We start from the raw sequence: 19,493 nt of genomic DNA, 5'->3' as shown, positions 1-19,493 counted from the left end.
CAAAATAGTTTTATCTTAGGTTTAATAGGAAAGGTAGTTGATTGAAATGGCTGAAGCCATTGTTATCGGAGCTTTTTTGGTGATACTTCTTTTCATTCAAATTAGAGATCAAAAAGAAGTAGTCATTTTAGCAAAACGTAATTTTATCAAAGTCGGCTTAATGTTAACCTTGGCAGTCAGTGTTTTAATTATCTTTTGGCCACAACAATTAGCTGATCAAATCAAACTGGGCATTTTTGCTATTATGATTGCTTCAATCGGTTTATTAAGAGAAGGATTGACACAAAAGCGCTTAATCAAATTTGGTATTCTCACAGGTGATTATCAACAATTTGAAGCAATTCAGTTAGAAGATAGCCGTTTAGGTGAAACTTTTGTCACGTTTTACAAAGGAAAGAATTCCCACTTTTCTACCTTGTTTAGTCAAGATTTAAAATCAATTGAAAAATTTTTAAGTCAAAATGGCTTGGAAAATAAATTAGTGATTGGTGAAATGCCGGAGGAAAAAGTAACATCTAATCCAAAGAAGAAACAGTCGAAATCTCCAGCAAAAAGACTAAGGAGTACTAAATTATGATTTATCTTGCACGTCATGGTCAAACACAATGGAATGTAGAAAAGAGAATTTGCGGTCGTGCAGATGTTCCATTGACGCCAGTAGGGTACCAACAGGCAGAAAATTTAGCACAAAAAATAGTGGATGAAAAAATTAATCTTAATAAGATTATTGTCTCGCCCTTAAGCCGAGCCCAAGATACGGCAAAAGTTGTAAATGAAAAGTTAAAGCTGCCTATAATAACAGATAAAAGGTTGACTGAAATGGATTTTGGTATTTATGATGGTCAGGCTATTGCAAATGTAGAATTTCAAAAAGTTAGAGTAGAATTGTCACTGCCATTTCCTAATGGTGAATCTGTTTTAGATGTTGCGGGTAGGATTTATCCACTTTTAATTGAATTAGAAGCAGCTAAAGAAGATGTTCTTCTCATCTGTCATAATGCAGTTAGTCGCGTGGTGGACAATTATTTTTACGGAAAAAGCATGAAGGATTTTTTAGATTTCAATTTGGTTAACACAGAAATTAAACAATACAGTGTAGGCTAATTTCAATCTAGGGAGGATGAGCAGATTTTTTCTGCTCATTTTTTTTATCAAAAAGCCCCGCAACGAAATTACAAAGTTGCGGGGCTAAAAATTTTTAAATGTAGTGAACTGACTTACTGGATTGGAATATCTTTACCGTGAATTTCTTTGACAACTTTTTTTGGTAATTCCAAGGTTAATACACCGTTTTCAAAGGAAGCTTTGATGTTTTCTTCATCGATATCTTTCATCGCAAAGCTACGTTCATAAGTACTGCTGGTACGTTCGCGACGTAAATAATGACCGTCATCATCTTTTTCTTCACTATTAGCGGTGTGTTTGGCACGAATTGTCAACGTATCGTTTGCGTAAGTGACTTTGATGTCCTCTTTTTTTATGCCAGGAAGATCTGCTTTCACTTCATAATAACTGTCAAATTCTTTAATATCAGTAGCCAAGGAACGATCTTGCCAGAAATTATTCATTAAGCGGCCAATCATTTCTTCACCATCCGAAAAGCTACGGGGAAATAAGTCTGCCATTTTTTATCACACCTTTCTTTTGCTACTTACATTGTAGGTCCAACTTCATTTTTCTTCAAATATTTTGAATAGTATTATCAATTTATCGTAAAAAGGAAAAATATCATTAAAATAGTGTTTTCAAAGGTTTTTTCTTAAACTATACAATTATCTTCTGCTATGATAGAATACACAACGATTGTGGCAGTTTTTGCGTAAATTGCCAAAAAGAGAAAGGTAGGTGGAAAGATGGAGATCATTGAAAAAGCACCTGCAAAAATCAATTTAGGCTTGGACGTTTTGTACAAACGAGAAGATGGCTATCATGAATTGGAGATGGTCATGGCGAGTGTTGATTTAGCAGATCGGCTGACAATAGAAGAATTGCCAGAAGATCAGATCATCATTGAAACCAATAAAGCCTTTTTACCAGTTGATAAACGGAATAATGTTTATCAAGCCGCACAATTATTAAAAGAACGCTATGGTGTAGAAAAGGGCGTTAAAATTGCGATTCAAAAACAAATTCCGGTAGCAGCGGGACTAGGTGGTGGGAGTAGTGACACTGCGGCTGCGCTTAGAGGGATGAATCGACTTTGGAACTTGGGCCTTTCAACTGACGAGCTGATTGAAATTGGCGTTAAAATTGGGACGGATGTTCCCTATTGCCTGTATGGTACAACTTCTTTTGTCGGCGGAAAAGGTGAAATTGTTGCACCGATTAAACCGATGCCTCCTTGTTGGGTAGTCTTAGTCAAACCACGCATCAGTGTTTCTACGCGGACGGTTTTTCCTAAAGTAGATGTAGATAAAATTCATCATCCGAATATTGCAGCTTTGAAGGCGGCGATTGCAGAAAATGATTATGAACAGATGATTGCCAACATGGGGAATAGTTTGGAAGATATTACGATTGAACGCCATCCTGTTATTCAACAAATCAAAGATCGAATGGTAAAATACGGAGCGGACGTGGCCTTAATGAGCGGTAGTGGCCCGACTTGCTTTGCCCTGTGTCAAAAACATTCCCGTGCGCAGCGAGTTTATAATGCACTAAAGGGTTTTTGTGACGAGGTCTATTTAGTTCGGACATTAAGTTAATAAAGCTTCACCACTTTTTAAACGAGCATTCCTGAAATTGTTGCAAATATACACCCTCAGCGCTGCAGTATACAAAAGGAATTTTGTAGAAAAAGAGCACCGCTTCATTTTCTTCACAATCAAAAAGGCACTTTCTCATTACGAGAAGGTGCCTTTTTGTTGTCAGGCTACATACCATACCTTATGCCAAAATTTCAGGCAACTTTCGTATCAAAAATTGCTCAGCTTCGGTTAAATAAGCATTTTTTCGGTGGCAACAGTACAGTTCGCGCTTTAGTGGATAGTCGGTGATTTGAACATAAAAGTTGTTGTCTTTATTGGGAAAACTATCGCGTAAAAAGATGGCTGGAACAAAGGTGAACCCTTTGCCTAAACTGACCAGATTACTTGCGAGGTGAATATTTTCAGTCTCTAAGATTTTGTTTGGTACAAGCTGGAAGGTTTCAAAAAAGCGATCGGCGATTTCACGCAGTTCACGTCCTTTTTTCAGTAAGATCATCGGCTGGTTGGCCAAAGAAGCTGCTGAAATTAAGGCGAAAGTTTCAATTGTATTTCTCATTTCATTTTTTGTTGCAAAGGTAGGGGAACTTGGATATAGATTGGGTTTTCGTAAATAAAATGATAGTTTAAGGCGGAATCATAGTTTTGATAAACCAGTGCCATATCTACGTCTCCTTTTTTTACCAAGTCATACAAAACGCTCATTCGTTCTTCTTTCAAGGTTAATTCAACATGGGGGAATGCTTGTTCAAATGCGTCTAAAATGGCGGGAAAAACGAATTCGCCGGTCAAGGATGTAACCCCAAGTGTGATTTTGCCAGTGTGACTATGGGTTAATTCCGCGATTTCTTTTGTAACAGATTGAAAAATCTGCTGTACATCTTGACAGCCCCTTAAGTAAATCTCGCCAGCTTTACTGAGATGGAGATTGCCGCGATTGCGGATGAAAAGAGAGGTGCCAAGGGTGCGTTCTATATCTAGGATAAAGCGGCTAAGAGCAGGCTGTGAAATAAAGAGTTTTTTGGCGGCGGCTGTGATACTGTGTTCTTCTGCCACCGTCATTAAATAGTGAATTTGCTTTTCGTTAATCATAATATTTCTCCTATCTGAAAGCAGTAAGGAAGTTGCAAGCAGCATGTTCATAACATTAAAGTTATAAAATAATACAAAAATAAGAATTTTACATTATTGTATGCGCTACCTATAATAAAGTAAAGTAAAAAAAGTAGGCCAGCTGTAATGGGCTAAAAATTATCAGCTGATTTTGGAGGGATTAACAATGGAGAGTGTGAAAGTCTTTGTTCCATACGGAGCGGTGGGTTTGAACTGTACAGAGGAGGCTTTTGAAGCGGGGCTTTTGCTGAAACCAGATATTATTTCAAGTGATGCGGGTTCTACTGATTCTGGACCGTACTATTTAGGATCTGGTCATGGCAAGTATGCTATTAAAGATGTGAAACGTGATTTAAAACGGATGGTGTTAGGGGCAGACAAGCTAAAAATCCCCATGACAATTGGGACAGCTGGTACTTGTGGGTCTGACGAAGGCGTGGACACCGTTTATGAGCTGATTGTTGAGATATGTAAAGAAGCTGGTATTCACAAAAAAATTGCTAAAATTTATTCCCAACAAGACCGCGAAATCATCAAACAAAAATATCGTACTGGTCAAATTCAAGCACTTCATGGTGCCCCCGCTATCACGGAAGAAACTTTTGATGAGTGTGATACGATTGTGGCTTTACTAGGTTCAGAACCATATGAAGAAGCCTTTAAAAATGGCGCAGATATTATTATTGGCGGGCGTTCAACGGATACGGCTGTGATTGCTGCGTATCCACTACTAAAAGGCTGCGATCCTGCGGCTTGTTGGCATGCCGCGAAAACAGTAGAATGTGGCGGCGTATGTACTAGTGCTGGATTACAGGGTGGCGTTTTTATGGAGGTCGATGATAAAGGCTTTACCATTCGTGCCGTTCAGCCAGGAAGTACCGTTTCTCCTTATTCAGTATCGGCCCATTTACTTTATGAAAATGCTAATCCTGTCCAACTGACAGAACCGGGCATTCGAATTGATACGAAAGATGCTAAATATTCTGCACTTTCAGAAACAGCCGTACGGGTTGAAGGTACAACAATTGAATATCTTCCCTATACGATGAAATTGGAAGGATCTGGTGTAGCTGGTTTTCAAACCGTAAGTATGGCAGGTATTCGCGATCGTAAAATTATGAAGGAACCGATGCAATGGATTGACGCAGTAGAAAAAGCTGGGGTAGAAAAACTAGAGAAAGCTGGCATTTCAAAAGATAGTTATGATTTCTGGTTACGGCCTTACGGATACAACGGTGTTTCCGGAATGGCTGTACCGGAAAATTATGTGCCAAACGAAATTTTGATGATGTTAACAGTGACAGCAGCGACGCAGGAATTGGCGACGCAGATTGCCAAAGCATTTAACCCACTATTACTTCACTATAATATGTTTGAAGGAAAACAAATGCCTTCTTTTGGCTTTATTTTTTCACCGGCGGAAATGGAACGCGGAGCTATCTACGAGTTCAAACTGTACCATACAGTGTCACTAGATGATCCGAATGAATTGTGCCGCATTGCCTACGCGACGATTTAATGAAGAAAGGTGGAGGACTAAGATGAAAACAGTTGAAGAAATTGTAAAATATATTCGAAGTAAGAACGCAGGTCCATTTTGGCTTACGATTGATGCTTTTTGCGATAACGTGGCGGATACAGAAAAAATCGTCACCGCATTTGAAAGAGAACGAAAATTGATTGCAAGATCCTTTCAAGTGAAACCAGAAGATTTAGAAATCTATTGTCTAAAAGATATTCACGTTGCCAAAATAAGCTTACCGCGAGTTCCGGTTGAAGGCAGTCGCAATGAACGTGATATGCACGGTGGTCAGCAATATGTGTCGTTGCTGGATATTGTGTGTGAATAGTTCTTTTAAAATTTAGATGTTATTGATGTTATTCATTACCAAGGAAACTAAAAGTAGCTAAAATAAACGTCATCGCCTATTAGGTGATGATTTTTATTTTTTTAGAATTTTTTTAGAATTTTTTCTGGTTTAATAATTTGCATATGATTTTAGTTTTTCTCTTCACCGTACCCTCAGATTTTCTAGCTGTCTAGCCTTTGAAACTAACTCGCTGTAACAATAAGACAAAATTTCAAGAAATTTGGAAAACAATTTATTGAAATTTCTCCTTTGCTAGCAGGTAAAGGAGTTTCCTCGGCTTTTCTAGCTGTCTAGCTTCACGTACTAGCTCTCAGCTTTTCTTATAATATTATTGTAAAGTGATAAAAATCAGACTTAAGTATGAGGTAGGTGGTAGCCTTAATGGTACAATAAGCTAAAGCCACTGGCGGATGGGAACCGCACTTTTAAGTGGAGGAAAAGAGGAAATGAAATGAAGAAAAGTACTTTAACAGTTATTGGTGTAATTGGTATTATTGTAATCGGGATTGTAGGCTATTTTATTGCCACCTACAATAGTTTGGCGAGTGCTGAAAACAGTGTCGATGCAAAGTGGTCACAAGTAGAAAACATGATGCAGCGTAGAGCAGATTTAATTCCCAATTTGGTGAACAGCGTCAAGGGGAGTATGAAGCATGAAACGGAAATTTTCACTGCGATTACACAAGCCAGAAAAGAATACAATCAGGCTTCAACACCAGAAGAAAAAGTTGCAGCTGACAATAAAATCGATCAAAGTGTCGGGACAATGGTTAGTGTAATTAAAGAAAGCTATCCACAATTAGCATCGAACGAAAATGTAAAAACCTTAATGACACAACTAGAAGGAACCGAAAATCGCATTGCTGTGGAACGCCGTAACTACATTACAGAAGTTCAAAGTTACAATCAAAATTTAGTTCGCTTTCCTAAAAATATCGTAGCGAAAATGCTCGGTTTTGAAAAGAAAGCTAACTTTAAAGCTGACGCTGGTGCTGAAAAAGTTCCAGATGTAAATTTTGAGTAAAGGTGGTGGGGCAGATGAACAAGCAAAGCCCAACCAGTTTAACTGCTAAAACGGATCAAAAAATTCGTCATTTCTACCAAGATGTCATGAAACGTAACCGTATCATGGGGATGGTCTTCTTTATTGTCGCGTTGCTTTTTGGTATCGGATTAGTTGGCTCTATTTTAGACAACCATACTTTTGTTGAAAAAAAACAACATTATGATACACAATTAAATGATTTGCAAACGCAACGAGAAGATATTTTGTCCGGTAAGATTGAACCGCCACAAAAATCTTTTGATGAAGTATTAAAAGACAATCTGGCGCAGTTGGAAGATTATCCAAGTCAAGCGGATAATTATCAAGTTGCAATTAAAGACAGCAACAGCAAAATTACAATTAACAAAAATAACATTTTTGTCTCAGATAATGCCAAGATTATCGATGCTGCGACAAAGAAGAAAATTTACAACTTGAATAAGCAATTAGCGGCAAGTACCCAAGGTGCGCAACTAGAAGTCGTGACGGTAAAAGAGCTACCCGGTGGCGAAGATATTGAATCTTATGCAAATAAGATTTTTAATCAGCTGGGAATTGGGGACAAAACGCAAAACAATGGGGTTTTATATCTGATTGCTTTAGAAGATCGAAAATTTCGTCTGGAAGTCGGGTATGGTTTGGAAGGTTTAATTCCAGATGCGACAGCAGACGATATTATTAATGACGATGATGTCGTCGACTGGTTTAAAGACGAAAACTACAGCAAAGCGATCAATCAAGTTGTAGGAGAAGTCTTTAACTTAATGAATACCAAAACAGCCTTAGTGGACTCACAAATTGCACAAGTAAAGGTGCAAAAAAGTAGACTTAATTTATTTTATTGGGGACTGCGGATTTTCTTTGTGGTGATGATTTTGGTGGCGATTGTGTTTATTATTAGTTTAATTAACGGACGTCGCTATTTAAAAGGGATTTACCAAAAATATCAAGAAACGAGCAATCAGTTGCCGCAAATGTTCACCGATGAAAAAAGTGCCAACACGACCTTGAAACAAACCGAATTGTACTATGTGATGTTGAGTGGATTGTTTGTCGCTGCCACAGTGAGTGGTGTCAAGCGGTCTGTCATTCAAGGAAGACTGTTAAAACAACCCAATGCTAAGAAAATGGGCATGGGGCGTGTTTTAATTGGCGATACGTTATATGGTGGCTATGGTCAAGTTTTGACGTATAGTTATTTGTCTTCTAATTACAATTCTGCTAATCATAACTCTTCTAGTGGTGGTAGCGGCGGCTCTTGGGGTTCTTTTGGCGGGGGTTCTTCTGGTGGCGGCGGAGCCTCCGGTGGCTGGTAAAAAAATAGAGAAAACTTGCATAGTTAGTGAAGATAGCTCACTTTCTTTGCAAGTTTTCTTTTTTTTAGCTGATTTATTATATCGTAAAATTTTTTCCTTTTTAGGAAATGAATAAGCTGTGACGACAGTCGGTTTTTAGTTTGTTTGCAAACGAAAATAAAAAATGTTAGTATATTTACAAATAAATATAATTTTTGTTGAGGTGAACAAAGTGGAAGATGTAGTAATTCAAGAGTATCTACGAGGCTTTAGCCGGCACAAAGAGTACCAATGCCTATATTGTGAAACGACTGCTGAAATTGGTTGTGTGTATCCCTATGGAAAAAAATTTTTGACTGCCGAAAAATACATGGAAGTTCATGTAATGGATGCCCATCAAGGCCCCTTAGCGGCTTTATTACAATTACCCAAAGAGACAACTGGACTTAGTGAGACACAGCAGGAAATTTTGATGTTATTTGCACAAAATGTGGAAGACAAATTTATTGCACAGCGCTTAGGCGTGACAGATTCAACAGTCCGCAACCATCGTTTTAAATTGAAGGAAAAGCAAAAACAGTCCCAAGTATTTCTTAGTATCATGACGTTATTGGCGCAACCAGATGTCATTTTGCCCCATCAAAATGCAAAAATGTTGGATGATCGCTACAATATTACGCCTGAAGAACAAGAAAAAGTTTTGACAACTTATCGCGATGCATCGGGCTACATTAAAACTTTTCCAGCCAAAGAAAAACGGAAACTTATCTTATTAGCCGACATCGTGACCCACTTTGAATGGGACAAGAATTATCATGAATCCAGCTTAAATGATATTTTAAAACAATATGTCGCTGATTTTGCCACGGTTCGGCGTTACTTAATCGAGTATGGCTTTATGCACCGCACGCAAGATGGTAGTAGCTACTGGCGAGCAAAATAAAAGAAATTCCATTGTGTCGGCGTTTTTGATGCAGTGGAATTTTTTATGAAATCATATAATTTTTGTGGCACGCAAATTAAATCAACAAATCAAAGGATGAAGTTTACTCTTTTGGTTTGTTTTAGTTGCCAAAAAATGAAAAGCGGTTTATAGTTCATGTAGTTAGCCGGCTAATCATTTGAAAGAGGACATTTAAAATGGAAAAATTTACATTTAAAGATCGCCCCGATGTGCAACGTTTTAAGGCGACGCTAGGAAAGTATCCTGGTTTAACGAGTCCCAAGGTAGCCCGTGGGTTTATTACGTTACAATGGACGTATCGCGAAATGCAAAAGAACTACGATAAGTTACTTGCAAAATACGACTTATCTGAATCTAAGTTTATTATTTTAATGTTTTTGAAGCAGGCGGAAAACCAGCAATTGTTACCGTCAGAAATTGCCGATAAGTTGGGCGCTTCTCGCGCTACTGTCACAAAGATGTTGAATAAAATGAATTCAGATAATTGGATCAGAAAACAAGAGCAGCTAAATGATAAGCGTGCGGTGGCAATCAAGTTGCTGCCGAAGGGAAATAAAATCGTTGAAAAATTTTTGCCGGCAAATTTTAAAGCAGTGGAAATTTTATTTTCAGAGCTCTCTTCTGAAGAGTTAGAACAATTTTTATACCTATTAAATAAGGTTCAATTAGGCACAAAAAAATTAGTTGATGAAATGGAGACTTTATCATGAATAACAACACAGCAGAAAAAATCGATTTATTAAAAACCTATCTAAGTTTATATATCAATCACTTTAAAATTTTAGATACATTAGGAAAAGAAGATTCCCCTTACGTTGTCCTTGATGTTCGCAATGCACCAGCAGCGGTCAAAAAAGATCAAATAAAAGGGGCAATTGCTCTACCAGCTAAAGATTTAGCAAATCATTTGGAAACATTGGATAAAAATAAAATTTACGTTGTTTATGATTGGACCGGCGGCACAACACTGGGAAAAGAAGCACTATTAATTTTATTATCCAATGGTTTTGAAGCCTATGAACTTGCTGGGGCGATGGAAGGTTGGAAAGGCATGAACTTGCCGGTTGAAACAATAGCACAGTAACATTAAGTGAGCGAAAACTTGTCACAAAAGTGGCAAGTTTTTTATATAGCAAAAATTTAGGAAAAGAGGGATAGAAAAAATCGAGTTAAGGTAACAAATTATTATTTTATCGGAAAAAGCCCATACATTTTTCAAGGGTCATATGAATGAAAAGTCCTTTGTTACGGTTTAGAGGGAGATTTATCGTTTAAATCGTAACTTATACGTTTTATCTTGACGGGTTATTTTTTGTCTGTTAAATTAATTGTCGTGGCAAATCGGAAAATTACGATTTGATTTCAACGTGATAAATTTAGGAGGCACAATTTAATGAAGAAATATTTACTAGGCCTTGGTGTTTTACTAAGCGTGGTTTTACTAAGTGCTTGTGGTGATAGCAATGCCAATAATGGCAAAAATAACGACGGCAAAATTAAAGCAATCGTAACTTTTTATCCTATGTATGAATTTACCAAAGAAGTAGTTGGCGATGAAGGTAGTGTAGAGCTTTTAATTCCGGCGGGCACAGAACCCCACGACTATGAGCCAAGTGCTAAAGATATTGCAAAAATTTCTGAGGCAGACGCTTTTGTCTACAACAGTGAAGAGATGGAAACATGGGTGGATAAAATCGCAGATAATATCGATGACAAAAAGACAAAGATGATTGAAGCTGCCGATGAGATTGACTTATTGGAAGCGACAAGTGACGGTCACGATCACGCCCATCATGATTCTGACAGCGATACTCATGATTCTGACAGTGACGAGCACGATCACGAGGAAGACCATGCCCATTCAAAAGATCCCCATGTTTGGACAGATCCAGTAATGGCAGTAAAAGAAGTGAAGGAAATCCAAAAAGAATTGTCGGAAAAATATCCGGCTAAAAAAGCGCAGTTTGAAAAAAATGCCAACACTTACATTGCAAAACTAAATGAGCTAGATCAAGAATATAAGACAGCCTTTGCAAACGCAAAAAATAAAACATTTGTGGTTCAACATGCGGCCTTTGGCTATTTAGCCAACCAATACGGCCTAACGCAAGAGTCTATTTCGGGAATTTCCCCCGATCAAGAGCCTTCGCCAAGTCGTTTAGCGCAATTAAAACATTTTGTGGAAGATCATGGCACAAAAGTTATTTACTTTGAAGAAAATGCTAATTCAAAAGTGGCAGAAACATTAGCCAAAGAAACAGGTGTGAAGATGGCTGTCTTAAATCCATTGGAAAGTTTGACACAAAAACAAATGGATGACGGAGAAACGTATCTTACTGTCATGCAGCAAAATTTGCAGGCTTTGCAAGAAAGCATTAAGTAAGGTATTGTAAAATGCGTATCAATTTCGTCTTACTACTTGCGAGTTTTCGAGTTTGTTCAACTTTTCTTGATCCAGTGTAACAAACTAACTCTCTTCGACAATAAGCCAAAAACTTGAGAAATTTGCAGAACAATTTATCAACTTTTCGTCTTACTGCTAGCGAGTTTTCAAGTTTGTTCAACTTTTCTTGATCCAGTGTAACAAACTAACTCACAGCGGCAATAAGCCAAAAACTTGAGAAATTTGCAGAACAATTTATCAACTTTTCGTCTTATTGCTAGCGAGTTTTCAAGTTTGTTCAACTTTTCTGTCTATTTAGTAACTTGATTTTAAAAGAAGAGGAGGCGCAGCTTTGCGCTATATTGATGTTAAAGATTTAACGTTTTATTACGATGATGAACCTGTTTTGGAAGATATTTCGTATCATGTTGAGGATGGGGAATTTGTCATTTTGACTGGTGAAAATGGCGCGGCCAAATCAACTTTAATTAAAGCGACGTTGGGACTTTTGAAGCCCAGTAAAGGCACCGTGACATTAGCCAAAGAAAATGCAGCTGGTGAGAAAATTAGTATTGGTTATATTCCGCAGCAAGTAGCTTCTTTTAATGCAGGATTTCCTAGTACAGTGGAAGAGCTGGTGCGTTCTGGACGTTATCCGCGGGGACGCTGGTTTAAGACCTTGACTAAAAAAGATCACGAACATGTGCAAAAAGCATTAGAGGCTGTAGGAATGTGGGAAATGCGCCATAAAAAAATTGGCGAGTTGTCCGGGGGACAAAAGCAGCGTATTAGTTTAGCGCGAATTTTTGCAACGGATCCGGATCTATTTATTTTAGATGAGCCAACAACGGGAATGGATGAACAGTCTCGTAATGAATTTTACCGTCTATTACGCCACAGTGCCCATCAGCATGATAAAGCAATTTTAATGATTACCCATGATCATGAAGATATTAAGCAATATGCCGATCGTCAAATCCGCCTCGTGCGTAAAGAAGATTCACCGTGGCGTTGTTTTCATATTGATCGTTAACACAGCTTTTTTCTTAGACTCAAATTGTTTTAGTGAAAATAAACGTGTGGATGTTAACAAAAAGGAGATTTTATTTTTGAGCTTACTAAATTATGAATTTATGCAGCGGGCGATTTTGGCAGCTATTTTTATTGCGGGCATTGCACCGATGTTAGGGGTCTTTTTAGTGATTCGTCGCCAATCACTAATGGCAGATACCTTGTCTCATGTTTCTTTAGCCGGTGTTGCACTTGGCTTTTTCTTAAATTTAAATCCGAATTTAACTACGATGTTGGTGGTTGTGGTAGCGGCAGTTATTTTGGAGTATTTACGGTCGATTTACCGCACGTATTCGGAAATTTCGATTGCGATTTTAATGGCGGGTGGGTTAGCGCTGGCGCTAGTTTTAATGAATTTGTCCGGAGGGAACTCTGCCACCAGTATTCAGTCTTACCTGTTTGGTTCAATTGTGACGATTACTAGCGGTCAAGTGATTTTCTTAGGCGTTTTATTTGTTATCGTGCGGGTATTGTTTGCACTGTTTAAACGCCCAATGTATGTTTTAACTTTTGATGAGGATACCGCCCATGTGGATGGATTGCCAGTCCATTTGATGTCGATGGCATTTAATGTTTTAACCGGTGTGGCGATTGCAGTTATGATTCCGATTGCCGGCGCCTTGCTTATTTCTGCGATTATGGTCTTGCCAGCAGCGATTTCAATGCGTTTAGGAAAAAGTTTTGATATCGTTATTTGGATTGCAACTTTTGTTGGTCTTTTCGGAATGTTGAGTGGTTTGACGAGTTCGTTTTACTTAGATACCCCACCTGGGGCTACCATCACGTTAGTTTTTATCGGTTTGTTTTTAGTTGTGAACATCATAAAACGCCTTTTTGTCGCAGTCCAGCGCGCTAAAAATAAAAAAGTTTCACAATAAAAATGGCTGTGTTATAAATTTGTAAAAAGAGGAATCAGATGGCGGTGGACTTTCTGATTCCTCTTTTTGAAATTTTAGAAAAAAGATAAAAATTTTTCAGTGAACAACTTACAAAAATTCCCTGCTTATTTTTTAGAACTGGCAAATGTTGTGCGCCCTTTTTATTTTCAATCGTTAGATATTTACCGCACTATTTACAATAATGATTAAGAAAGCGTTCACGTTTTACGAACTATTTTGCATTTTTTTCAGTTAATGCTCGCTTTTTTTGTAATAAGCCCTTATAATAAGGCGAGAAATTTATCAGGAGAGTGAACAGTGTGAAAGTACGTCGTAGTGAACGATTAATCGATATGACGCATTATTTATTGGAACATCCTCACGAGTTGATTCCATTAACTTTTTTTGCGAAACGTTACGAATCGGCTAAATCTTCCATTAGTGAAGACTTAGCGATCGTTAAAAAAACATTTAAAGAGCGGGGAACCGGGATTTTAGATACCATTCCTGGCGCTGCCGGCGGCGTATTATTCGTGCCAGAAATTCCTTACGAAGATGCGAGAAAATATATTACTGACTTGGCAGAGCGCTTGTCTGAACAAGATCGACTACTACCGGGTGGCTATGTTTATTTATCTGATTTATTAGGAGAACCAGAATTATTGCGCCAAGTGGGAAGAATTATCGCTTCAAAATATTTGGGACAAAAAATTGATGCTGTTATGACAGTAGCAACAAAAGGTGTGCCAATTGCCCAAGCCGTATCTTCTTATTTGAATGTACCCTTTGTAATTGTGCGACGGGATTCAAAAATTACCGAAGGCTCAACCGTTAGTGTGAATTACGTTTCCGGTTCTTCTGAGCGCATCGAAAAAATGGAATTATCAAAACGCAGTTTAAAGCGTGGTTCTCGCGTTTTAGTGGTGGACGATTTCATGAAAGGCGGCGGTACAGTCAACGGTATGAAGAGTTTGATTGAAGAATTCGAATGTGAGCTCGTTGGCGTAACCGTTTTTGCTGAAACTAAATTTAAAGGCATCAAAGCAATTAAAGACTACACTTCTTTACTTTATGTAGAAGATGTCGATACGAAAACCAAAACAATTTCTGTTGTACCGGGAAATTATTTTACAGCTTAAATGTGACGGCGCAAGAAAAAATGGTTTTTTAAGCAATACGTAAAAAAGAATAACGCATATTTTAAGCATATCCTTTATGAAAGGAGTCAGGACAAATTTTGTTCTGGCTCTTTTTTTGCCTGAATAAAAGATATAATTGAAGTATTTTGACCTGTCAACTGACAAAATTAACAATTTGCTGGTTGGCAAAAGAGCGCTTTATTTGTATAGTGGAGATGAATTTAAAATGCAAAAAGTGAGGCTAGAAAGTGGATACATATAAAATTAATACGGATAATGGGACAAAATTAGATTTACTTGTTTTAAGTCCCACAAAGCCCAAAGCAATTGTTCAAATTATTCATGGCGCACTAGAGTATAAAGAACGTTATCTGCCATTTGCTGAATTTTTACAAGCCCATGATTTTGTGGTTGTTTTGTCTGACAATCGAGGTCACGGAGAGTCAGTATCTGCGGCTGATCCTTTTGGCGTAATGGAAAGTTTCTCACAGTTAGTAGAAGATCAAGTTATTATCAGCGATTTTATCCAAACGAAGTATCCAAATTTACCACTTTCATTATTTGGGCACTCTTTTGGTTCGATTATTGCCCGCAATTATTTGCAGAAAAATGATCAGCGTTTAGAAAAAGTAGTCTTAACCGGTACGGCAAATTATGTACCCGTAGTTTTCTTAGGAATTGCGGCCGGCAAGTTGTTTTTACGCTTTAATGATAAGCAAAAACAAAATAAATTACTAAATTGGCTTTCTGGAAATATGGGAGTCGAACACGATTGGCTTAGCAACAATCCGGCTAATAATCTGCGTTGTCAGCAGGATAAAAAAATGATTCCAATCTACCCAGTTAGAAGTTTACTGACGATCTGGGAGGGAGATTACCAATTAAAAAAATACGCTGCTTATACGTGTCAGAATCCGCAGCTGCCCATACTAAGTGTGGTAGGTTCAGAGGATGTTAAAATCACAGGTGGTAAAAAAGGCTTGGCAGATACGGTTGCGACTTTAAATAAAATCGGCTATAAAAATGTGCAGAGTATTGAAATGCCCGGTATGAAGCATGAAGTTTTAAATGAGATTAAATGTAAAGATGTTTATGATGTGCTAGTGGAATTTTTAGCGAAGGAATAAGTTCTCATAACATTATATATCGTTTTATTAATATTCACTAAAAAATGGTGGGAGCCGGTTAATTTCCCACCATTTTTTGTGCTACAGTATGGCTAAAACTGGAAACGTTTTTAACAACAAAATAGTAAATACTAAGTGAGGATAACGATGAAAGAAGAATTATTGACATATTTAGAAAATCAAACGGCTTTTATTGATCTTCACCATTTAAGTGAAGTTTTTACCGCGCAAAAATTAGCTGAATTTTTTGACGTGAAACGTAATACCATTAGTCACTATCTCAATCAATTAAATGAAACAGGCTTACTGGTGAAAATCAATTCTCGCCCGGTTTATTACTTTCATAAAGAAGCTTTTGAAAAAGAGTTTTTCTTGTTGCGGGATAATTTCTATCAAAGTAGCGAAGAAATTTTAAAAGAGCAACCCTTATTTGAACAGCAAAAAGATTTATTCTCCCTATTTATTGGTCACGACAAGAGTTTGCGTCGTGCAGTAGAACAAATCAAAACGGCGCTGTATTACCCAGATAACGGTTTACCAACGTTAATCACCGGTGAAAGTGGGACGGGTAAGAGTTTTTTGGTCCGATTAATTCATAAATACTGTTTGGAAAATGAACTGATTAAAGAAGATGCGCCATTGATTACGTTAAATTGTGCCCAATACGCTAACAATCCCGAACTTTTAACCAGTAATTTATTTGGCCATGTAAAAGGTGCATATACAGGAGCTGAAAGTGATAAAGTTGGCGCTTTTGAGGCTGCAGATGGGGGGATTTTGTTTTTAGATGAAGTCCACCGTCTTAATGCCGAAGGGCAAGAAAAGCTGTTTACGTATTTGGATCAAGGAATTATTTATCCCATGGGGGCGACGAATCAAGCAATTAAAGTGAAGACACGCCTATTTTTTGCCACTACCGAAGATTTGGAAAGTAGTTTTTTAACCACTTTTATGCGACGAATTCCCATCCAAGTGACGCTTCCTCCCATTAATGCCCGCAGTCGCAACGAACGATTGGAACTGGTGTATTCGTTTTTACTAAGTGAGGTGCGTAAAATTAAACGTCCGCTAAAAGTCAGTGGGCAAGTTCTAACCCTCTTAACCGCAAGCAGCTTTAAAGGAAACATTGGCGAGTTGAAAAATACGGTGAAAGTAACGGTCGCCAAGGCTTTTGCTGAACAAAAAAATGCAGCCGACATTGACGTAAGCATTTATCAACTGCCGGAAAAATTATTAGTACCAACGACAGGAAATTTACAAAGTGTTCTACAAAAAGACACCTTAATTACGGAAAATACGACGATTCCCCAATTATTGGAAAAAAATCATCCGCAACAACAAAGGGTCATCACCACATTCGAGCGCATGATTACCGAATTTTCCAAACAACAGCAACTATCAAAGTGTGAAGAGCAATTAAAGCAAGAAGTAGAAAACTTATTTGATTTTTTGTTATTTGAAACCGATCGCCAGCAAAAGCAGGAGCTGTTGATCTATTTGACCCAGTACATTCGAGATACGTTTAAGCAAATGGAAAGTGCGTATCAAATCAAATTTAACGGCAATGCTGTTTACGCGATTAGCTACTATTTATTTCAAAGAGGCGCAGGAAAATGGTATCCAGAAGATACCAATGTCTTAGGCTTAATTAAAGAATTGGAACAGCAGATCGCCAGTGAATATGCAGCTAGTTATCAGTACGTCAAACGCCTGTTAGAATTATGTCAGCCCAAATTGGATTTAGAAATTTCAGAGATGGACTGTATTTTACTAACGATCTATTTGAATCGTGCCGACTGGCAAAAAGAATTGGGAATTCCAAGAGGGATTATCGTAGCCCATGGTTATGCGACAGCTAGTAGTATTGCCAATGTTGCCAACCGCTTGTTGGGCAAAGATATTTTTGCTTCCTTTGATATGCCACTGGACGTTACCCCAAAACAGATCGCCGAGGAAATTCTAGATTATAGTGAAAATCATGATGTTTCCAATGGCTTGGTCATTTTGGTGGATATGGGGTCTTTAAAAGAGATTTATCAATTTTTCCCAAAACAAATTACAGCACCTGTGGTTATTATGAATAATGTGACAACACCATTGGCCATTGCGATTGGTGAGAACTTGCAAAAATCTTTGCCTTTACAGGAAATGATTGAAAAAGCAGCGGCGCAGGCCCAATTGGATTGGGAGATTATTTATCCAGCCGAAAATAAAATGAAGGCTTTAATCACCACCTGTCAGACAGGAATTGGGACAGCAACACAAATTAGTCAATTGTTAGAAAAAAGTTTACCAGCTTCAGTGGCGCTGAAGATCTTTCCTTATGAATACGATGTGTTAAAAGAGCAAAAACAAAATGAAACGATTTTTTCTATGTACGATGTTTTGGGCATCATCGGCACAGCTGATCCAGGTATTTCTGGCATGCCTTATTTATCCTTAGAAGAATTGATTTCTGGTGATGAAAATCAACTTTTATCCGCATGGTTAAGTACGTGTTTAACGCCAGCGGAAAATGCGACCTTCAATACCAATGTTATTCGTAATTTTTCACTGGAAAAAGTGATTGATTCGGTTACGATTTTAGATACAGAAAAAGTCATGGGGGAAATTGAAGTCTTTATGCGAGAGTTAGAAGCCTATAGCGGTCTTGTCATCAGTAATGCTAAAAAACTGGCATTGTATGTTCATGTTAGTTGTTTGATTGAGCGTTTGATTCGCAATATTCCCATTGATACGTATGCAGGTTACGAAGATTTATATCAGTGTCAAAAGTTGGCCTTGTCGCAAATCAAAAATGCTTTTAGTGTCATAGAAAACGATTACAGTGTCAAAATTCCCGATTCAGAGATTGCTTATATTTATGACATTCTTTACCAAAACATTGATAATACACCATTAGATGAAGATTTTTAACCAAAGCAAGTTGTTTGCCACTAAAGTTGGCACGCAACTTGCTTTTATTTTGGTGTAGGAAATGAGGTGAAGGAAATGGAAAGAAAGATGATTTTAGCTTCCCATGGAAAATTTGCTTCGGGTATTTTGAGCTCGTTGGAATTGATCTGTGGTAAAAACGCTAATATTCAAACATTGGATTGTTACATAACAGAAGACTTCGATTTAACAAAAGCTGTGGATGCATTAATGCAGCAAAATGAAGATGCCGAAGTGGTGGTGGTGACAGATTTATTTGGCGGTAGTGTCAATAATGAATTTTTACGTTACATCAACAAAGAGCATTTTTACTTAGTAGCGGGTATGAATTTGCCGTTTCTAATTGAGTTTGCCACGCAGTTTACGTTTGCACCTGACTTAAAAGAGACAATTGCTACGGTGTTGAACAGTTCAAAAGAAGCCATTCAGTTTTGTAATTTAACTTATAGCACCACTATTGCAGAAGAAGATTTTTAATAAGGAGAGAAAAACTATGATTATTTTAACTCGTGTCGATCACCGTCTATTACACGGACAAGTCGCATTTTCCTGGACCCAAAGCTTAGGTGCGGACTGCATTTTAATTGCCAACGACGATGTACCCAACAATGAAGTACGTAAAACAACAATTAAATTAGCCAAGCCACAAGGTGTGAAATTAGTAATTAAAAATATTGAAGATTCTATCGCGGCATTAAAAAGTGGCGTAACGGATAAATACAAACTATTTATTGTAGTGGAATCAGTCGGGGATGCTTACAAACTAGCAGAAGCCTATCCCGAAATCACTAAAATTAATCTTGGGGGGACAAAAGTAAAAGATGGTACCCGCAGTATCGGCAAAGCTGTAAATGTGTTGCCGGCAGAAGAAGAGCTTTTGAAAAAATTGGTGGATAAAGGTGTTGAAGTCGAAATTCGCCAAGTACCAAATGATAAAAAGGTGAATGTTACTGAGGTTTTGTAAAAGA

General features: G+C 37.7%; 21 protein-coding genes. 18 read left to right on the top strand and 3 right to left on the bottom strand.

Going from position 1 to position 19,493, the window contains the following annotated elements; all coding sequences use genetic code 11:
* The first annotated feature begins 46 nt into the window (after positions 1 to 46).
* Complete coding sequence (locus P3T75_RS12610; protein WP_282461769.1) at positions 47 to 577, top strand: hypothetical protein; 531 nt, start codon at positions 47 to 49, stop codon at positions 575 to 577.
* Positions 574 to 1,104, top strand: coding sequence for a histidine phosphatase family protein (locus P3T75_RS12605; RefSeq protein WP_206902620.1), 531 nt, complete (start codon positions 574 to 576; stop codon positions 1,102 to 1,104). The genes P3T75_RS12610 and P3T75_RS12605 overlap by 4 nt, the downstream gene beginning before the upstream one ends.
* 113 nt (positions 1,105 to 1,217) lie before the next feature.
* Here the strand turns inward: P3T75_RS12605 and P3T75_RS12600 are convergent, their stop codons facing one another.
* Positions 1,218 to 1,625 (bottom strand): Hsp20/alpha crystallin family protein, encoded by a 408-nt coding sequence (locus tag P3T75_RS12600; protein ID WP_206902619.1) that lies wholly within the window; start codon positions 1,623 to 1,625, stop codon positions 1,218 to 1,220.
* Positions 1,626 to 1,853: 228 nt separating this feature from the next.
* Here P3T75_RS12600 and ispE point away from each other — a divergent pair, with 228 nt between their 5' ends.
* Positions 1,854 to 2,705: a 4-(cytidine 5'-diphospho)-2-C-methyl-D-erythritol kinase gene (gene ispE / locus P3T75_RS12595; RefSeq protein ID WP_230709596.1), complete on the top strand. Its 852-nt coding sequence runs from the start codon at positions 1,854 to 1,856 to the stop codon at positions 2,703 to 2,705.
* Positions 2,706 to 2,886: 181 nt separating this feature from the next.
* Here the strand turns inward: ispE and P3T75_RS12590 are convergent, their stop codons facing one another.
* Together P3T75_RS12590 and P3T75_RS12585 are read right to left on the bottom strand one after the other, a co-directional pair.
* Positions 2,887 to 3,264 (bottom strand): LysR family transcriptional regulator substrate-binding protein, encoded by a 378-nt coding sequence (locus tag P3T75_RS12590; RefSeq protein WP_282461768.1) that lies wholly within the window; start codon positions 3,262 to 3,264, stop codon positions 2,887 to 2,889.
* Positions 3,261 to 3,797, bottom strand: coding sequence for a LysR family transcriptional regulator (locus P3T75_RS12585; protein ID WP_282461767.1), 537 nt, complete (start codon positions 3,795 to 3,797; stop codon positions 3,261 to 3,263). Before P3T75_RS12585 ends, P3T75_RS12590 begins: the two co-directional genes overlap by 4 nt.
* A 187-nt stretch (positions 3,798 to 3,984) precedes the next feature.
* On the opposite strand from P3T75_RS12585, the gene P3T75_RS12580 reads away from it, so the two are divergent.
* From P3T75_RS12580 to P3T75_RS12510, 15 genes are all read left to right on the top strand, one after another.
* Positions 3,985 to 5,337 (top strand): acyclic terpene utilization AtuA family protein, encoded by a 1,353-nt coding sequence (locus tag P3T75_RS12580; protein ID WP_282461766.1) that lies wholly within the window; start codon positions 3,985 to 3,987, stop codon positions 5,335 to 5,337.
* Positions 5,338 to 5,359: 22 nt separating this feature from the next.
* A complete protein-coding gene (locus tag P3T75_RS12575) occupies positions 5,360 to 5,668 on the top strand; it encodes a DUF4387 family protein (protein WP_282461765.1) in 309 nt (102 codons plus the stop codon).
* Between the two features lie 472 nt (positions 5,669 to 6,140).
* Positions 6,141 to 6,713 (top strand): LemA family protein, encoded by a 573-nt coding sequence (locus tag P3T75_RS12570; RefSeq protein WP_282461764.1) that lies wholly within the window; start codon positions 6,141 to 6,143, stop codon positions 6,711 to 6,713.
* A gap of 14 nt (positions 6,714 to 6,727) precedes the next feature.
* Positions 6,728 to 8,050, top strand: coding sequence for a TPM domain-containing protein (locus P3T75_RS12565; protein ID WP_282461763.1), 1,323 nt, complete (start codon positions 6,728 to 6,730; stop codon positions 8,048 to 8,050).
* Between the two features lie 202 nt (positions 8,051 to 8,252).
* Positions 8,253 to 8,972, top strand: coding sequence for a DUF2087 domain-containing protein (locus P3T75_RS12560; RefSeq protein ID WP_282462610.1), 720 nt, complete (start codon positions 8,253 to 8,255; stop codon positions 8,970 to 8,972).
* A gap of 197 nt (positions 8,973 to 9,169) precedes the next feature.
* On the top strand, positions 9,170 to 9,703 hold the full coding sequence (locus P3T75_RS12555) for a MarR family winged helix-turn-helix transcriptional regulator (protein ID WP_282461762.1): 534 nt from the start codon (positions 9,170 to 9,172) through the stop codon (positions 9,701 to 9,703).
* The gene (locus P3T75_RS12550; RefSeq protein ID WP_206902591.1) at positions 9,700 to 10,077 is read left to right on the top strand and encodes a rhodanese-like domain-containing protein; all 378 of its coding nucleotides are present in this window, start codon (positions 9,700 to 9,702) and stop codon (positions 10,075 to 10,077) included. The genes P3T75_RS12555 and P3T75_RS12550 overlap by 4 nt, the downstream gene beginning before the upstream one ends.
* Before the next feature lie 309 nt (positions 10,078 to 10,386).
* Entirely contained in the window at positions 10,387 to 11,376 is a 990-nt protein-coding gene (locus tag P3T75_RS12545) for a metal ABC transporter substrate-binding protein (protein WP_282461761.1), read from the top strand.
* A 352-nt stretch (positions 11,377 to 11,728) separates the two neighbouring features.
* Positions 11,729 to 12,409: a metal ABC transporter ATP-binding protein gene (locus P3T75_RS12540; protein WP_206902589.1), complete on the top strand. Its 681-nt coding sequence runs from the start codon at positions 11,729 to 11,731 to the stop codon at positions 12,407 to 12,409.
* 76 nt (positions 12,410 to 12,485) lie between these two features.
* On the top strand, positions 12,486 to 13,325 hold the full coding sequence (locus P3T75_RS12535; RefSeq protein WP_206902588.1) for a metal ABC transporter permease: 840 nt from the start codon (positions 12,486 to 12,488) through the stop codon (positions 13,323 to 13,325).
* Between the two features lie 320 nt (positions 13,326 to 13,645).
* Positions 13,646 to 14,464 (top strand): pur operon repressor, encoded by an 819-nt coding sequence (purR, locus tag P3T75_RS12530; protein ID WP_206902587.1) that lies wholly within the window; start codon positions 13,646 to 13,648, stop codon positions 14,462 to 14,464.
* Positions 14,465 to 14,712: 248 nt separating this feature from the next.
* A complete protein-coding gene (locus tag P3T75_RS12525; protein WP_282461760.1) occupies positions 14,713 to 15,591 on the top strand; it encodes an alpha/beta fold hydrolase in 879 nt (292 codons plus the stop codon).
* A gap of 147 nt (positions 15,592 to 15,738) precedes the next feature.
* Positions 15,739 to 18,507 carry a sigma 54-interacting transcriptional regulator gene (locus P3T75_RS12520; RefSeq protein ID WP_282461759.1) on the top strand — a complete coding sequence of 923 codons (2,769 nt, stop codon included), beginning with the start codon at positions 15,739 to 15,741 and terminating at the stop codon, positions 18,505 to 18,507.
* A gap of 75 nt (positions 18,508 to 18,582) precedes the next feature.
* The gene (locus P3T75_RS12515) at positions 18,583 to 19,002 is read left to right on the top strand and encodes a PTS sugar transporter subunit IIA (RefSeq protein ID WP_282461758.1); all 420 of its coding nucleotides are present in this window, start codon (positions 18,583 to 18,585) and stop codon (positions 19,000 to 19,002) included.
* A 16-nt stretch (positions 19,003 to 19,018) separates the two neighbouring features.
* Entirely contained in the window at positions 19,019 to 19,489 is a 471-nt protein-coding gene (locus P3T75_RS12510; RefSeq protein ID WP_282461757.1) for a PTS sugar transporter subunit IIB, read from the top strand.
* Positions 19,490 to 19,493 lie beyond the last annotated feature (4 nt).

The sequence above is a fragment of the Enterococcus montenegrensis genome, assembly GCF_029983095.1.
Classification (GTDB): Bacteria; Bacillota; Bacilli; order Lactobacillales; family Enterococcaceae; genus Enterococcus_C; species Enterococcus_C montenegrensis.
The sequence above is the reverse complement of the archived record's forward strand: the minus strand, read 5'-3'. Positions and strand labels throughout refer to the sequence as shown.

Bases quoted from the DNA above. Each gene is read 5' to 3' on its own strand.
- P3T75_RS12610 (WP_282461769.1), top strand. From the start codon at position 47: ATGGCTGAAGCCATTGTTATCGGAGCTTTTTTGGTGATACTTCTTTTC.
- P3T75_RS12605 (WP_206902620.1), top strand. From the start codon at position 574: ATGATTTATCTTGCACGTCATGGTCAAACACAATGGAATGTAGAAAAG.
- P3T75_RS12600 (WP_206902619.1), bottom strand. From the start codon at position 1,625: ATGGCAGACTTATTTCCCCGTAGCTTTTCGGATGGTGAAGAAATGATT.
- ispE (WP_230709596.1), top strand. From the start codon at position 1,854: ATGGAGATCATTGAAAAAGCACCTGCAAAAATCAATTTAGGCTTGGAC.
- P3T75_RS12590 (WP_282461768.1), bottom strand. From the start codon at position 3,264: ATGAGAAATACAATTGAAACTTTCGCCTTAATTTCAGCAGCTTCTTTG.
- P3T75_RS12585 (WP_282461767.1), bottom strand. From the start codon at position 3,797: ATGATTAACGAAAAGCAAATTCACTATTTAATGACGGTGGCAGAAGAA.
- P3T75_RS12580 (WP_282461766.1), top strand. From the start codon at position 3,985: ATGGAGAGTGTGAAAGTCTTTGTTCCATACGGAGCGGTGGGTTTGAAC.
- P3T75_RS12575 (WP_282461765.1), top strand. From the start codon at position 5,360: ATGAAAACAGTTGAAGAAATTGTAAAATATATTCGAAGTAAGAACGCA.
- P3T75_RS12570 (WP_282461764.1), top strand. From the start codon at position 6,141: ATGAAGAAAAGTACTTTAACAGTTATTGGTGTAATTGGTATTATTGTA.
- P3T75_RS12565 (WP_282461763.1), top strand. From the start codon at position 6,728: ATGAACAAGCAAAGCCCAACCAGTTTAACTGCTAAAACGGATCAAAAA.
- P3T75_RS12555 (WP_282461762.1), top strand. From the start codon at position 9,170: ATGGAAAAATTTACATTTAAAGATCGCCCCGATGTGCAACGTTTTAAG.
- P3T75_RS12550 (WP_206902591.1), top strand. From the start codon at position 9,700: ATGAATAACAACACAGCAGAAAAAATCGATTTATTAAAAACCTATCTA.
- P3T75_RS12545 (WP_282461761.1), top strand. From the start codon at position 10,387: ATGAAGAAATATTTACTAGGCCTTGGTGTTTTACTAAGCGTGGTTTTA.
- P3T75_RS12520 (WP_282461759.1), top strand. From the start codon at position 15,739: ATGAAAGAAGAATTATTGACATATTTAGAAAATCAAACGGCTTTTATT.
- P3T75_RS12515 (WP_282461758.1), top strand. From the start codon at position 18,583: ATGGAAAGAAAGATGATTTTAGCTTCCCATGGAAAATTTGCTTCGGGT.
- P3T75_RS12510 (WP_282461757.1), top strand. From the start codon at position 19,019: ATGATTATTTTAACTCGTGTCGATCACCGTCTATTACACGGACAAGTC.